The following is a 15627-nucleotide window of genomic DNA, read 5'->3' as shown; positions in this document are numbered from 1 at the left end:
TTCGGGACGCGGTGGATACAGCCACCATAACCCCGCGCATGATCCGACTTTGGACGATCCTCCAGCATTTAACGGGCGGGAAACGAAGGTTTCATAGCCGGTGACAATGCCTTCTGCCTCGCGTTTCGGCTTCACTGTCCCTGAGGGTGGCAAACCTGCCACCCTGAGGGGACGACGCGGAGAACCGGACGTGAACGGGAGGCGCCGATGTGGACGCTCGCAGGGTTCGACACGGCCGCCCCCGCGACCGCGGCCGAAGCGCTCACGGCCTGCTGCGCCTCGCGCGCGTGGGCGGAGAAGCTCGTCGCCGGACGGCCTTACGGCACGCTCGCGGCCCTGAAGACCGCCGCGCTGGCGGCCTTCGACGACCTCTGCGAGGCCGAGATCGCGGGGGCTGTCGCGGCCCACCCCCGCATCGGGGGACCCCCTGCGGGGCGCGGCCGGGAGGCCGACTGGTCCCGCGGCGAGCAGTCCCGGGCGATGACCGCCGACGAGCCGGTCCGCGCCGAACTCGCCGAGGCCAACGCCGCGTACGAGCGCCGCTTCGACCGCGTCTTCCTCATCTGCGCCACCGGCCTCACCGCCGAGGCGATCCTCGCCGCCGCCCGGCGCCGCCTCGGCAACGACGACGCGACCGAGCGGGCCGAGTCCCGCGCCGAACTCCGCAAGATCGTCGCGCTCCGCCTCGACAAGGCGTTCGGCGCCGACCCGGCTGCGGCTGCGCTCGGGACCGGTGCCGATCCGGGGACTTCCTCCCCCTCGGAACCCCCCGAGACGACCCGGGCGGAGGCCACCGGACCGAGCGGCGCCCCCTCCGCTCCCACCGCGCCAACCGCACCCTGGGAGGACCGATGAGCAGCGTCTCCTCGCACATCCTGGACTCGACCACGGGCCGGCCCGCCGCCGGGGTCCACCTGACGCTGTCGCGGCTCGACGCCGACGGCGCGTTCACCGTCGTCCACTCCGGGCTCACCGACGCCGACGGGCGCGTCGGCGGTTGGAACACCGCGCCCGGCCTCCACCGGCTCCGCTTCGACACCGGGGACTGGTTCGCCGCCAAGGGCGTCGACACGTTCTACCCCGAGGTCGAGGTCGCCTTCACCGCCGACGACGGCCACCACCACGTCCCGCTCCTGCTCAGCCCCTTCGCCTATTCCACGTACCGAGGCAGTTAGATGACCGCACCCTCACCCGGGTTCACCCTGGGGCCCAACAGCTACGGCAAGTCCGGCGTACGGCTCGTGCGCGTCGACCGCGACACGCCGCGCCACACGATCCGCGACCTCACCGTGCACACCGCGCTCGCCGGCGACCTCGACGCCACCCACTACACCGGCGACAACACCGGCGTCCTCCCCACCGACACGCAGAAGAACACCGTCTACGCGTTCGCCCGCGACGGCATCGGCACTCTCGAGGGCTTCGCCGAACGCCTCGCCAGGCACTTCGTCGACACCGCGCCCGCGATCACCCGCGCCCGGGTCCGCATCGAGGAGCACCCGTGGACCCGCATCGGCGACCACTCCTTCGCCAGCGGCGAAGGCGGCGAACGGCGCACCGCCGAGGCCGCGTACGACGGCCGGGACGCCGCGATCACTGCGGGCGTGTGCGACCTCCTGCTGCTCAACACCACCGACTCCGAGTTCAGCGGCTTCTTCGCCGACGAGTACACGACCCTCCCCGAGACCGACGATCGCGTCCTCGCCACCGCCGTCACCGCGGCCTGGGACTACGCGAGCGCCCCCGCCGACGCCGACGCGGCCTTCGGCGCGGCGCGGGCGGCCCTGCTCGACGCGTTCGCCGGCACCTACTCGCTCTCGCTGCAACAGACCCTCTACGCCCTCGGCGAGCGCATACTGAAGGCGGTCCCCGAGGCCCGCGAAGTGCGCCTGTCCCTGCCGAACCGGCACCACTACCTGCAAGACCTCGGGCGTTTCGGCCTCGACAACCCCGGCGTGGTCTTCCAGGCGGGAGACCTGCCCTACGGGCTCATCGAGGGCGCGGTCCGAAGGGAGGCGCCATGACCGCCGCGGCCCCCGCCCGGTTCGGCTTCCATCGCCCGGCGGCGGTGGACGAGGCCGTGCGCCTCCTCGCCGAGCACCCCGAAGCCGTCCCGGTCGCGGGCGGCACCGACCTCATGGTCGCCGTCAACTACCGGCTCGCCCGGCCCGAGGCGATGCTCGACCTCACCGGCCTCGCCGAACTGCGCGAATGGTCCGACGAGGGCGACGCCGTGCGCATCGGCTCCGGCGTCCCGTACGCGCGCATCACCGCCGAACTCGCCACGGTCCTCCCCGGGCTCGCCGCGGCCGCCCGCACCGTCGGGTCGCCGCAGATCCGCAACCGCGGCACCCTCGGCGGCAACCTCGCCACCGCCTCCCCGGCCGGCGACGGCCACCCGCCGCTCCTCGCCACCGGCGCGAGCGTCGAGATCGCCACCACCGCGGGCGTCCGGTACGTGCCCGTGAGCGAGTTCTACCTGGGCCCCAAGCGGTCCGCGCTCCGGCCGGGCGAGCTCATCACGGCGGTCACCGTGCCCAAGGCGACCGGCCCGCAGCAGTTCCTCAAGGTCGGCACCCGCAACGCGATGGTCATCGCCGTCTGCTCCTTCGCGCTGGCGCTCGACCCGGAGGCCCGCCGCCTCGGCACCGGCATCGGCTCGGCCGGACCCGTCCCGCTCACCGCGCCGCACGCCGAGGCGATCGAACTGCCCTGGTCCACGCCGGCCCGCTTCGACAACACGCTCGCGGCCGAGTTCGGCCGCCGCGTCGCCGCCGCCGCGCGCCCCATCGACGACGTCCGCGGCACCGCCGAGTACCGCCGCCACGCCCTCGCCGTCTGCGCCGCCCGCGCCCTGCGACGCGTCTGGACCGCCGCCCACGAGAGGACAGGACGATGAACCCCGCCCAGCGCACTGCGCCCCGCCGCCCGCGCCCGACCGCCGGAGGGCGCTACCGAACCACCAACCTCAATTCGGCCCGGCAGCAGGGCCGAGCCTCGGCGGAGGTCCACCGGACTGCCCCGACCGCGAGACCGGTCGGGCCGACCGCGGCAGGGCGCTACCGAACTACCGTCGCCAACCCATCCCGGGAGCAGGGCCGAGCCTCGGCAGAGGTCCGCCGGACCGCCCCGACCGCGAGACCGGTCGAGCCGACCGCCGCAGGGCGCTACCGAACCACCGACGCCAACCCATCCCGGCAGCAGGGCCGAATCTTGTCAGAGGTCCGCCGATCCGCCCCGACAGCGAGTCCGGCCGGGCCGACCGCCGCAGGGCGCTACCGAACCACCGACGCCAACCCATCCCGGCAGCAGGGCCGAATCTTGTCAGAGGTCCGCCGAACCGCCCCGACCGCGAGACCGGTCGAGCCGGTCGCTGCTCCCGGGCCGTCCACCCTTGCCAGGAGGTTCCGATGCGCGTGAACCTGCACATCGACGGCGCCGAGGCCGTCGCCGAGATCGACAGGCCCGGCGAGAGCCTGCTCTCGACCTTGCGCGACCGCCTCGGGCTCACCGGCTCCAAGAACGCCTGCGAGCAGGGCGAATGCGGGTCCTGCACGGTCCTGCTCGACGGCGCGCCCGTCTGCGCGTGTCTCGTGGCGACCGCCCAGTGCGAAGGCCGCGAAGTCAAGACCGTCGTCGGCGCGGTACCGCGCCCGGTCCGCGACGCGTTCGTTCAATGCGGGGCGGTCCAGTGCGGGTTCTGCACCCCAGGGCTCCTCGTCGCCGTCGCCGACCTCCTCGACCGCGAGCCGGACCCCTCCGATCCGGAGATCCGGGAAGCACTCGCGGGGAACCTGTGCCGCTGCACCGGCTACGAGAAGATCATCGACGCCGTCCACACGGCCGCCGCGACCCTGGCGGGTGAACCCCGATGAACCGCTCCTTCGCCTCACCTCCCCTCGCACCTGTTCCGGCAGTGCTGCCAAGCCTGCCCACCGAGTGTGACAATCCGACCCCGGAGCGTGCCGTATGACCGCGATAGTGATCGAGAACGCACATGTGGCCACGGTGGACACCGCCGGCACCGAGCACCCCACCGGCCACGTGGTGGTCGAAGACGGGCTGATCACCGCGGTCGGCCCCGGCCCCGCCCCGCATGTCGAAGGCGCCCAGCGCATCGACGGCTCCGGCTGCCTCGCCGCCCCCGGCCTGGTCAACACCCACCACCACCTCTACCAGTGGGCCACCAGGGGATACGCCACCGACCACACGCTCTTCGAATGGCTCGTCGACCTCTACCCCACCTGGGGCCGCATCCGGCCCGACCACGTGGCCGCCGCCAACACCGCCGGGCTCGCCTGGCTCGCCCTCTCCGGCTGCACCACCGCCGCCGACCACCACTACGTCTACCCCGAGGGCCGGGCCGCCGAGCTCGTGGAGGTCCAGGTCGCCGCCGCCGCGCGGATCGGCGTCCGCCTCCACCTCGCCCGCGGGTCCATGGACCGCGGCGCCTCCGACGGCGGCCTGCCGCCCGACAACATCGTCGAAGCCCTCGACGCCGCCCTTGACGCCACCGCCGCGGCCGTCAACCGCCACCACGATCCCTCGCCCGGGTCGATGCTCCGCATCGCCGTCGCCCCCTGCTCGCCGTTCTCCGTCTCCACCGAGCTGCTGCGCGAATCGGCGGCACTGGCCCGCGACAAGGGGGTCCGGCTCCACACGCACCTGTGCGAGACCGTGGACGAGGCCGAGTTCTGCGCCGAGGTCCACGGCTGCGACCCGGTCGAGTACATGGACCGGGTCGGCTGGATCGCGCCGGACTCGTGGCTCGCCCACGCCGTCCACCTCGACGAGCGCTCGCGGGCCCGCCTCGGCGCGGCCGGCACCGGGGTCGCGCACTGCCCGTCCTCCAACGCCCGCTTGGGGACCGGCCTCGCCGACGTCCCGGGCATGCTCGCCGCCGGCATCCCGGTCGGCCTGGGTGTGGACGGCGCCGCGAGCCAGGAGGCCGGGCACCTGGGGGAGGAGCTGCGGCAGGCGGTCTACACCGCGCGGCAGCTCCACGGCCCGCACGCGATGGACGCCCGCACCGCGCTGCGCCTCGCCACGATCGGCGGCGCGGAAGTCCTGGGCCGCCAGGCGGAGATCGGGTCCCTCGAGGCCGGCAAGCAGGGCGACGTCGCGCTCTGGGACCTCACCGGCCTCGGCCACGCCGGGATCGCCGACCCCGTGGCGGCCCTCGTCCTCGGCCCGGCCGCGCCCCTGCGGCTCCTCACCGTCGCGGGGACCGCGGTGGTCGCCGACGGGGAGCTGCGCACCGCCGACACCGAGACGCTCGCGAAGGACCTCGCCGCCGCGAGCACCGACCTGAGGGAGGCGCGAGATGCCTGACCCCGCAACGACTCCGGGCCCGCAGGATCGGCCGGTCGCAGGACCGGCCCCCGGCCGCAGCGACACCGCCGCGCGAATCCGCGACGGCGCACCACAATCCGAAAAGGACGCATCGAGCGCCCCCGACCACGACGCCGTCCGGCCGACCCGCGGCTCCGGGCGGCTGATCGGCGGCACCGGACGCGTCCCCAGCGGCACCGTGGGCCAGTCCCCGATCCGGCCCGAGTCCGAGGCGAAGGTCAACGGCGCCTTCGACTACGCCTCCGACCTCGCCTTCCCCGACATGCTCTGGGGCAACACCCTCCGCAGCCCCCACCCCAGGGCCCTGATCCGGTCGATCGACACCGCCGCGGCGCTCGCGCTCCCCGGCGTGGCCGCCGTGCTCACCGCCGCCGACGTCCCCGGGAAGCTCCACTACGGACTCATCGAGGCCGACCAGCCCGTCCTCGCCCCCGACCAGGTCAACTACCAGGGCGAGCCGGTCGCGATCGTCGCCGCAGAGACCCTCGACCTCGCCCGCCGCGCCGCCGATCTCGTCACCGTCGACTACGAGGTCCTCGAACCCCGCTGCGACGCAGACGAAGCCGCCGCCGCAGGAGAGTACTTCCGTTACCAGCCCGTCCGCATCGGCGACCCCGACACCGCCGGAGCCGCCGTCGTCGTCGCCCGCGAATACGAGGTCGGCATGCAGGACCAGGCGCCCCTCGGCCCCGAGTCCGGCGTCGCCGTCCCCGTCGAGGGCGGCCTCGTCCTCCACGTCGCCACCCAGTGGCTCCACTCCGACCTCGACCAGATCGCCCCGTGCCTGGGCCTCGAACCCGAACGCCTCCACCTGTCGATGGCCGGCATCGGCGGCGCCTTCGGCGCCCGCGAGGATCTGTCCGTGCAGATACACATGGCCATGCTCGCCATGCGCACCGGCCGCCCCGTCAAGATGATGTACGACCGGGCCGAGTCCTTCCTCGGGCACGTCCACCGCCACCCCGCCCGGATGCGCTACGAGCACGGCGCCGACGCGGACGGCCGCCTCGTCTACGTCAAGGCCCGCATCGTCCTCGACGGCGGCGCCTACGCCTCCACCACCGAGGCCGTCGTCGGCAACGCCGCCTCACTCGCCGTGGGCCCCTACAACGTCGAGCACGTCAGCGTCGACGCCTGGGGCGCCCGCACCAACAACCCGCCGTGCGGGGCCATGCGCGGCTTCGGCGGCGTCCAGACCTGCTTCGCCTACGAGTCCCAAATGGACGCCCTCGCCGACGCCCTCGGCCTCGACCCCCGCGAGATCCGCCGCCGCAACGCCCTCGCACGAGGCGACAAGCTCATCACCGGCCAGGTCGTCGACGCCTACGACCCCGACGAAGCCCCTGCGGGCCAGCCGTTCTCGCCCCTGCGCGACCTCCTCGACCGCTTCGACGGCATCCCCGTCCCGCCCGTCCCCGCCGGCCGCGACATCGTCGAACTCCCCGGCGGCACCGGCAACACCACCCACGGCGAAGGCGTGCGCCGCGGCGTCGGCTACGGCGTCGGCCTCAAGAACATCTGCTACTCGGAAGGGTTCGACGACTACTCCACCGCGCACGTGCGGCTCGAACTCGGCGGCCCCGAGCACGGCGGCGAACCCGTCGCGTACCTGCACACCGCCGCCGCCGAGGTCGGCCAGGGCCACTGGAACCTCCAGCAGCAGATCGCCCGCACCGAACTCGGCGTCGAACACGTCGTCCTGCTCCCCAACGACACCCGGGCCGGCTCCGCCGGGTCCTCCTCCGCGTCCCGCCAGTCCTACATGACCGGCGGCGCCGTCAAGGCCGCCTGCGAGGCCGTGCGCGAACTCTGGCGCGACCGCGACCTCGCCGACGGCCCCATCGAGGCCACCCGCGTGTTCCGCCACCGCGCCACCAAGCCCATGGACCCCGTCACCGGCCAGGGCGAGAGCCATGTCCAGCTCGCCCTCTGCGTCCACCGCGCCACAGTGGACGTCGACGTGGAACTCGGCCTCGTCAAGGTCGTCGACCTCACCTGCGTCCAGGACGTCGGCAAGGCCCTCAACCCCGTCGCCCTCGAAGGCCAGATCCACGGCGGCACCGCGCAAGGGCTCGGCCTCGCCGTCATGGAGGAGATCGTCACCGACGCCGGCCGCGTCCGGAACGCCTCCTTCACCGACTACCTCATCCCCACCATCCTCGACATGCCCCCGATGCGCCTGCGCATCGTCGAGAACGCCGACCCCGACGCCCCCTACGGGCTCCGCGGCGCCGGCGAGCCCCCGACGCTCTCCTCCACCCCCGCGATCGTCGCCGCCATCCGGGACGCCACCGGCCTGCCCCTCGCCCGCGTCCCCGTCAGACCCGAGCACCTCACCGTCGGGAGGCCGTCATGAACACCGTCGCCGCCGCACTGCGCGCCTGGATGCGCGCGGGCCGCCCCTTCGCCCTCGCGTCCCTCATCGGGACCACCGGATCCTCGCCGCGCCCGCTCGGCACCGCGCTCGCCGTCGACGCGGAGGGCAGGGCCCTCGGCGGCGTCTCCGGCGGGTGCGTCGAAGCCGCCGTCTACCTCAAGTGCCAGGAGGTCCTCGCCAGCGGGACGCCCGCGGTCGAGTCCTTCGGCTACAGCGACGAGGACGCCGTCGCCGTCGGCCTCACCTGCGGCGGCACCATGGACGTCCTCGTCGTCCGGGTCGAACCCGACGACGCCGCGATCACCGCGGCACTCGACGCCGTCATCGACGGTGAACCGGTCACCCTCGTCCGCGCCGCCGCCGGGCCGCACCTCGGGCAGGCCGTCGCCCTCACCGCGCACGGCTTCTCCGGCCCGCTCGAACTCGGCGCGACCGACCTCCCCGCCGCCTCCGGGCGCACCGGCGACTACGCCGTCGAGGTCCACACCCCGCCGCCGCGGCTCCTCGTCTACGGCGCCATCGACTTCGCCGGACCGCTCGTCAGGATCGCGAAGCAGCTCGGCTACCGCGTCACCGTCTGCGACGCCCGGCCCGTCTTCGCCACGGAGATCCGCTTCCCCGAAGCCGACGAGGTCGTCGTCGACTGGCCCCACCGCCACTTCGCGGCCGCCGCCGTCGACGCCGACACCGCGGTCTGCGTGCTCACCCACGACGAGAAGTTCGACACGCCGCTGTTCGAACGCGCCCTCCCCTCCGACGCCGGCTTCATCGGCGCCATGGGATCGCGCGCCACCCACCGGGCCCGGCTCGCCCGGCTCCGCGACGCCGGCGTGCCCGAGGCCGCGCTGGCCAGGCTCAGGTCCCCGATCGGCCTCGACCTCAACGGCCGCACCGCAGAGGAGACCGCGCTGTCGATCCTCGCCGAGATCACCGCCGTCCGCAACGGCGCCGCCGCGGGCTTCCTCACCGAGGCCCGCGGCCCCATCCACCGCTGACCGCAGTGCGGCCGGAGCCGCACCGCCCGAACCGAAACGACCCGTCCGACTCGACAATCAGCCGCCAGCCGCCAGCCGCCAGCCGCCAGCCGCCAGCCACCGACCACCGACCACCGACCACCGACCACCGACCGAAGGCCACCGGTCACCGACCACCGACCACCGACCACCGACCGAAGGCCACCGGTCATGGCGACACCGGCCGACCGCGCATCAACCGACGTGCATCAGCAGACGAGCACCAGCAGACCGAACCAGCAGCGACACGAAGGAGCCGACGATGGTCCACATGTTCCTCAACGGAGGCGGCATGAAAGGCGGCAACCTCCACCACCTCATCGGCGGGGCGCCCTTCCTGGGCGCCGCGACGACGCTGCCGATCTACCGGCTCCACTCGGTCCCCCTCGACGGCGCGGCCGACGACCACCCCGCGCTGGAGCACACCGGGCTCGGCGACGGCGCCGCCATCCAAGGCGAGCTCTACGACATCGACTTCACCGTCCTGCGCACCTCCCTGCTCCCCGCCGAACCCCCGGACCTCGAACTCGGCGTCGTCGGCCTCGCCGACGGCACCGAAGCCCTCGGCATGCGCCTCCGCGACTCGGCCGCCGACCTTCCCGGCCTGGTCGACATCACCGAGTACGGCTCCTGGCGGGCCTACAAGACCGCGAAGGGCGAGTCGCCGTGAACCGCCGCGGCCCGTCGCCGACACGAGACTGCGCACGTGCCGACTTGCAGGGCAACCGAGGCGAACACCGGACCGCCACGTCGCGCCGCCACCGGACCCCACTTCAGGCGAGCCGTCGCCCTCACCGCCACGGCCGGAGCCTCCTCACCACCTCCCCTCCATCGTCACCATGCGCGTACATGGAGTCACCATGATGACCGACCCCTCCGACATTTCCGCGCCCGTCGTCTACGACCTGGTGCTCCGCTCCCGCCGCACGGTCCTGCCCGACGGCGAGCGGCCCGCCGCCGTCGCCGTCGCGGGCGAACGCATCGCCGTCATCGGGGACTACACCGAACCGATCCCCGCCCGCCGCACCGAGGACCTCCGCGACCTCGCCCTCCTCCCCGGCCTCGTCGACACCCACGTCCACGTCAACGAACCCGGCCGCACCGACTGGGAGGGGTTCGCCAGCGCCACGCGCGCCGCCGCCGCGGGCGGCGTCACCACCCTCGTCGACATGCCCCTCAACAGCCTCCCGCCCACGGTCGACACCGCCGCCCTCGCCGCCAAACGCGAAGCGGCCAAAGGGAAGACCTGGATCGACACCGGCTTCTGGGGCGGCGCGATCCCCGGCAACGAGACCGAGCTGAAGGCCCTCCACGAGGCCGGCGTGTTCGGCTTCAAGTGCTTCACCGCCCCCTCCGGCGTCCCCGAGTTCCCGCCCCTCGACCGCGCCGGGCTCATCCGCGCCTGCACCACCACCGCCGCGCTCGGCACCGTCCTCCTCGTCCACGCCGAGCACCCCGACCGCCTCCGCGACACCGACTCCGCCCCCGGCTTCGACCGCTTCCTCGCCACCCGCCCGCCCGAGGCCGAGACCGACGCGATCCGCGACGTCATCGACGCCGCCAAGGCCACCCGCGCCCGCGTCCACATCCTCCACCTCTCCGCCGCCGGCGCCCTCGACCAGATCGAGCGCGCCCGCCGCGACGGCGTCCGCATCACCGCCGAGACCTGCCCCCACTACCTCGCGCTCACCGCCGAGCAGGTCCCCGACCGCGCCACCGCCTACAAGTGCTGCCCGCCCGTGCGCGGCGCCGCCAACCGCGACGCCCTCTGGGACGGCCTCGCCCGCGGCCGCATCGACTTCGTCGTCTCCGACCACTCGCCCAGCCCGCCCGAGCTGAAGACCGGCGACTTCGCGACCTCCTGGGGCGGCATCGCCTCCCTCCAGATCGGCCTCCCCGTCGTCTGGACCGAAGCCCGCGCACGCGGACACGGCCTCACCGACCTCGCCGCCTGGATGTCCCGCGGCCCCGCCGACTTCGCCGACCTGCCCCGCAAGGGCCGCATCGCCGCCGGAGCCGACGCCGACCTCGTCGCCTTCGACCCCGACCGCGCGTGGACCGTCCACGCCGCCGACCTCCTCCACCGCCACCCCGTCACCCCCTACGACGGCCGCGCCCTCACCGGCGACGTCGTCGCCACCTGGCTGCGCGGCAAGCGCATCGACACCGAGGCCGCCCCGCGCGGCCGGCAACTGAAAAGGAGCCCCCGATGACCGACACCGCGCAGATCCCCGAGCCCCGCACCGCCGCCGACGCCCGCTGGGCCCTCCCCGACCTCGCCGCCCGCGCCCTCGGCGGGGCCGTCCTCGCCGCCAACGACGACGCCTTCGCCGAGAAGGAGAACCTCATCCGCCCCTACCCCGTCGTACACGCCGCGCACACCTTCGGCGCCAACGGCCAGGTCTACGACGGCTGGGAGACGCGGCGGCGCCGCAGCGAGGGCCACGACTGGGCGATCGTCCGCCTCGGCGTCCCCGGCGTCCTCCACGGCATCGCGGTCGACACCGCCTACTTCACCGGCAACTACCCGCCGCGCATCTCCGTCGACGCCTGCCGCCGCGACGGCCACCCCGCCCTCGCCGACCTCCTCGACGCCGACTGGCACCAGATCGTCCCCGTCTCGGACGCCAAGGGCGACAGCCGCAACGAGTACGACGTGGACGACCCCGCCCGCTACACGCACGTGCGCCTCAACCTCCACCCCGACGGCGGCGTCGCCCGCCTCCGCGTCCACGGCACCCCCGTGCCCGACCCCGCCGGGTTCGCCGACCTCCCCCTCGACCTCGCCGCCCTCGCCAACGGCGCCGCCGTCACCGCCGCCTCGAACGCCTTCTACTCCAACCCGGTCGGCGCGATCATGCCCGGCCTCCCCGCCAGCCAGGCCGACGGCTGGGAGACCGCCCGCCGCCGCACCCCCGGCCACGAATGGCTCGACGTGCGCCTCGCCGGCCGCGGCGTCGTCCGCGTCGCCGAACTCGACACCACCCACCTCAAGCACAACGCCCCCGGCTGGGCCTCCATCGACGCCGCGGACGGCACCGACACGTTCCCGCTCCTCGAACGCACCGCACTCCAGCCCGACACGCCCCACCGCTTCGTCCTCACCGGCGACCGCCCCGCGACCGCCGTGCGGCTCAACATCTTCCCCGACGGCGGCATCGCCCGCCTCCGCCTCTACGGGCGCCTCACCCCCGACGCCCTCCACGACCTGGAAACCCGCTTCCGGGCCTGAACGCGCGGCGATATCCTCCCCGCATGGCACACCAGTCGCAGACCCGGGACCACAGCTCCGCCGAGGACTTCTTCCGCACCGAGATCCGCACCGGCCGCATCGAACGCGCCGAGGTCTTCGCGAAGGCCCGCAAGCCCGCCTACAAGCTCTGGATCGACTTCGGCGACCTCGGCGTCAAGCGCTCCAGCGCCCAGATCACCGCCCGCTACACCCCCGAGGAGCTCATCGGGCGCACCGTCGTCGCCGTCACCAACTTCCCGCCCCGCCAGATCGCCGACTTCATGTCCGAAGTGCTCGTCCTCGGCGTGCCCGTCCCCGGCACCGACGAGGTCGTGCTCCTCGCCCCCGACGCCGACGTCCCGATCGGCGCCCTCGTCTCCTGACCGGCCCGTTCACCCGCCGTTCGCCCGCTGCTCCGCAACCTTCGGTCCCTCTTGGACGTTTCCCCTCCATCAGCCGTCTCGCCGGCGAGGCGCCCCGCGCCCCTCGGCGACCGCACCTGGAGTGTCCGATGCGCACACCCTTCGACCGGGCAGGACGCCTCGCGGCGGCGCTGGCCGCGCTGCTCGCGGCGTCCGCTGCGGGCGCGGGCGCCTTCGCCCCGCCCGCCGCCGCCCAGAACCCCGCCCCCTCATCCGTGGTCCTCGACCTCGACGGCCCGCTCGTCGCCGGCGGGACGCCGCGCGCCGCCACGCTCGACGTCGCGTTCGACGAGGACCCGACCGGCCCGCTCGTCATGGCGCTCGACGTCGACGCCCCCGACTCGACCGTCTACTTCGGGCAGGGCGCCGGCTGCCACACCTACGACCCGTCGCCGTACATCGAGTGCGAGATCGAGGAGGCGGGCACGGCGAACGCGTTCGGCTTCGCCGTCGCCGCCGCGACCGGCACCGAACTCGGCGAGTACGACTACACCCTCACGATCTACTACGGCGCAGTCGAGGTCCACACCGAGACCGGCACCGTCGAAGTGGTCGAGGAGCGCTACGAGGGCGTCTTCACCGACTACGCGATCGAGGACACCACCGCAACCGGGGTCGGGCCCGGCGCCGTCGTCGACGTGAACCCGAGGTTCAGCGCAGGCTCGGCCTTCCCCGGCGACCTGTACGCCACGGTCCTGTGGTTCGGTACGGGCCTGCGGGGGATGGGCGCCGAGGGCGTTCGCAACGACGCGCCGTGGGACAACTGCACGCCGAACATCTGGGAGACCATGTTCGACGGGTACTTCTGCTTCTTCCTCGACTTCGAGGACTCGCCCGGGACGGCCTACCAGCTCTCCGAGCCGATCCCGTACACCGTGGACGCGAACGCGCCCGGGCCGCTCGCGGTCTGCGGGTGCGGCTACCACGTGTTCGCCCTGAACGAGGAGACCTACGAGCGCGACTTCGGCGAGCTCTCGTGGGACGAGGGCTCGGCGAACCTCATCGAACTCGTCACCGCCGCAGACCAGGGCGCGGTCGACGGCGACGACGCCGCCGACCTCGTCATCGAGACCACCGCCAACCCGTACGACCTGACGGTCGCGGGCGCCGACCTGGGCGGCGGCGAGGTCGAGGTGACGGTCCCGATCGGGAACGACGGCCCCGCCATGGCCGCCTACCGCCCGGAGTTCGAGGCCGAACCGTCCTTCCTCCTGCGCGGACAGCTTCCCGAAGGGGCGCAGCTCGTCTCGGTCGCGGAGGTCGACATCTACGGGTGGCGCTGCCTCGACGACTCCGAGATCGACGACCGCCGCGAGGCGCTGGAGGCCGGCTCCGGACTCGACCGCATCGACTTCGCGTGCGTCTTCAACGGCCTCGACCCGGGCGAGTCGATCGACGTCGTCCTCACGATCGACACCACCGACGCCACCGGCCGGGCCGGCCGGATCGAGGTCGACGCCTTCTACCGCGGCGTCGACGGCGTGAACCTCGACGGCGACATGTCGAATAACGCCGCGGCCCTCACGGTCGACGACCGCTCGCTGCCGAACACCGGCAACTCCTCGATCGTGTTCATCGCGGTCGCTGCCGGAGCCGTCGTCATCGGCGTCGTGCTCTTCCTCATCACCCGCCGCCGCGAGCAGCCCGCGGCCGCACCGGATCTGACCGAGGACACCGGCGCCACCGGCCCCGAGCGCTAGGCCCGGGGACCGCCGGCCTCCGCGTCAGCACGCGGGGGCCGGTCGCCGGCCCTGCGCAGGGCCAGCCTGAACAGCGCACCTCCCTCCGGCGACTCCAGGACCCAGACCATGCCGCGGTGCGCGAGCACCACGTCCTGCACGATCGCCAGGCCCAGACCGGCACCGCCGTCGTCGCGGCTGCGCGACTCGTCGAGGCGCACGAACCGGTCGAAGATCCGCTTCCGGTCCCCGGCAGGCACCCCGTTCCCGTCGTCGCCCACGTCGAGGTGCAGCCACTCGCCGTCCTCGGCCGCGAGCGTCACCGTCACCGCGCTCGCGGCATGGCGCTGCGCGTTGGCCAGCAGGTTCCCGACCGCCCGCGCCAGGTGCCCGCGCACCCCGAACACGCTCAGGTCCTCCTCGACCTCCAGCCGCACCGGCACCCGGTCGGAGGCGGCCCGCCTCGCCACCTCCTCGCGGACGAGCTCGGTGAACGGCACCTCGGTGTGCGGCGGCCGCTCTCCGGCGTCGAGCCGCGCCAGCAGGAGCAGGTCGGCGGCGAGGTCCTGGAGCCGGATGACGTCGGCGTGCGTGGCGTCGAGGTCGAGCAGCTCCGGGTGCTCGCGGGCGATCTCGATCTGGCTGCGCAGGATCGCGAGCGGGCTGCGCAGCTCGTGCGAGGCGTCGGCGACGAACCGGCGCTGCTGCGTGACCGCGTGGTCGAGCGCGGCGAGGGTCGTGTTCGTGGTGACCGCGAGCGAGTGGATCTCGTCGCGGCTCGCCGGCACCGGCACCCGCCGCGACAGGTCGCCCGCTGTGATCGAGGTGAGCTCCTTCTGGATCGCCTTGACCGGCCGCAGCGCGTGCCGCGTCACCAGCCAGGTCACGACCGCGACGATCGCGACCAGCGCGGGCAGCGTCCACCACATGATGGCCGCCACGCTGTCGACGGCCTCCTCCTGCGTCTCCAGCGACGCTCCTGAGTAGACGGTGTACGCGGTCCCGTCCGGGGCGGTCGCGGTCAGGGCCGCGAACCGGTACGGCGCGCTCTCGTCGGGGACGGTCGCGGTCCCGTAGGCGATCGAGGACCCCACGGCGCCGCCGGTCGCGACCGAGTCGTCGCCGGGGGTCTCGCCCGCGTCGGGCTCATCGTCATCAGAGCGGTCGTCATCGTCATCGTCGTCGTCATCCTCGGTCCGGCCGTCCGAGTCGTCGGCGTCGTCGGAGTCATCGGCGGACTCCGCCTCGACCGGGTCGGGCGCGGGTGCGAAGTCGCCGATCGCGCCGAGCCCCTCCAGGTCGTCGCTCGCGGCGAGGACGGCACCGTCCGCGTCGAGGATCTGCGCCGCCTGGTCGTCGTCGGGCAGCTCGATGGCGGCGGGCGCGGTGCCGGAGGCGAGCTGGCCCGCGATCGAGCGGGCGCTGACCTCGGCGGTGAGTTCGGCGCGGCCGTAGAGGTTGTCGCGCAGGAGCGCCACGACCAGGAACCCGGCGACGATGAGCGCGAGCGCGACGACCACCGTGGCGCCCACGGTGGTCCGGGCCCGCACCG

General features: G+C 73.9%; 14 protein-coding genes. 13 read left to right on the top strand and 1 reads right to left on the bottom strand.

Going from position 1 to position 15627, the window contains the following annotated elements:
- The first annotated feature begins 207 nt into the window (after positions 1–207).
- From uraD to BLS99_RS21020, 13 genes are all read left to right on the top strand, one after another.
- Positions 208–855 (top strand): 2-oxo-4-hydroxy-4-carboxy-5-ureidoimidazoline decarboxylase, encoded by a 648-nt coding sequence (gene uraD, locus BLS99_RS21085; protein WP_091053698.1) that lies wholly within the window; start codon positions 208–210, stop codon positions 853–855.
- Positions 852–1175, top strand: a complete 324-nt coding sequence (uraH, locus tag BLS99_RS21080) for a hydroxyisourate hydrolase (RefSeq protein WP_091053697.1) — start codon at positions 852–854, stop codon at positions 1173–1175. The genes uraD and uraH overlap by 4 nt, the downstream gene beginning before the upstream one ends.
- Positions 1176–2024, top strand: coding sequence for a factor-independent urate hydroxylase (gene pucL / locus BLS99_RS21075; protein WP_091053696.1), 849 nt, complete (start codon positions 1176–1178; stop codon positions 2022–2024).
- Complete coding sequence (locus BLS99_RS21070; protein WP_091053695.1) at positions 2021–2899, top strand: FAD binding domain-containing protein; 879 nt, start codon at positions 2021–2023, stop codon at positions 2897–2899. Before pucL ends, BLS99_RS21070 begins: the two co-directional genes overlap by 4 nt.
- 511 nt (positions 2900–3410) lie before the next feature.
- Entirely contained in the window at positions 3411–3875 is a 465-nt protein-coding gene (locus BLS99_RS21065) for a (2Fe-2S)-binding protein (protein WP_091053694.1), read from the top strand.
- Between the two features lie 94 nt (positions 3876–3969).
- Positions 3970–5331, top strand: a complete 1362-nt coding sequence (locus BLS99_RS21060) for an 8-oxoguanine deaminase (RefSeq protein ID WP_091053693.1) — start codon at positions 3970–3972, stop codon at positions 5329–5331.
- Positions 5324–7708, top strand: coding sequence for a molybdopterin cofactor-binding domain-containing protein (locus BLS99_RS21055; protein WP_176953467.1), 2385 nt, complete (start codon positions 5324–5326; stop codon positions 7706–7708). Before BLS99_RS21060 ends, BLS99_RS21055 begins: the two co-directional genes overlap by 8 nt.
- Complete coding sequence (locus BLS99_RS21050; RefSeq protein WP_091053692.1) at positions 7705–8724, top strand: XdhC family protein; 1020 nt, start codon at positions 7705–7707, stop codon at positions 8722–8724. Before BLS99_RS21055 ends, BLS99_RS21050 begins: the two co-directional genes overlap by 4 nt.
- A 280-nt stretch (positions 8725–9004) precedes the next feature.
- Positions 9005–9412: an allophanate hydrolase-related protein gene (locus BLS99_RS21040; RefSeq protein WP_091053691.1), complete on the top strand. Its 408-nt coding sequence runs from the start codon at positions 9005–9007 to the stop codon at positions 9410–9412.
- A 190-nt stretch (positions 9413–9602) separates the two neighbouring features.
- Complete coding sequence (allB, locus tag BLS99_RS21035) at positions 9603–10955, top strand: allantoinase AllB (RefSeq protein WP_245712353.1); 1353 nt, start codon at positions 9603–9605, stop codon at positions 10953–10955.
- The gene (alc, locus tag BLS99_RS21030) at positions 10952–11974 is read left to right on the top strand and encodes an allantoicase (protein WP_091053690.1); all 1023 of its coding nucleotides are present in this window, start codon (positions 10952–10954) and stop codon (positions 11972–11974) included. The genes allB and alc overlap by 4 nt, the downstream gene beginning before the upstream one ends.
- Before the next feature lie 23 nt (positions 11975–11997).
- The gene (locus tag BLS99_RS21025) at positions 11998–12357 is read left to right on the top strand and encodes a tRNA-binding protein (protein WP_091053689.1); all 360 of its coding nucleotides are present in this window, start codon (positions 11998–12000) and stop codon (positions 12355–12357) included.
- A gap of 128 nt (positions 12358–12485) precedes the next feature.
- A complete protein-coding gene (locus tag BLS99_RS21020) occupies positions 12486–14096 on the top strand; it encodes an LPXTG cell wall anchor domain-containing protein (protein ID WP_091053688.1) in 1611 nt (536 codons plus the stop codon).
- Here the strand turns inward: BLS99_RS21020 and BLS99_RS21015 are convergent.
- Complete coding sequence (locus tag BLS99_RS21015) at positions 14093–15625, bottom strand: ATP-binding protein (protein ID WP_091053837.1); 1533 nt, start codon at positions 15623–15625, stop codon at positions 14093–14095. The genes BLS99_RS21020 and BLS99_RS21015 overlap by 4 nt on opposite strands.
- Positions 15626–15627 lie beyond the last annotated feature (2 nt).

It is taken from the genome of Glycomyces sambucus (genome assembly GCF_900102815.1).
In the GTDB taxonomy this organism is placed as follows: domain Bacteria; phylum Actinomycetota; class Actinomycetes; order Mycobacteriales; family Micromonosporaceae; genus Glycomyces; species Glycomyces sambucus.
This window is presented reverse-complemented; position numbering and strand designations above follow the sequence as displayed.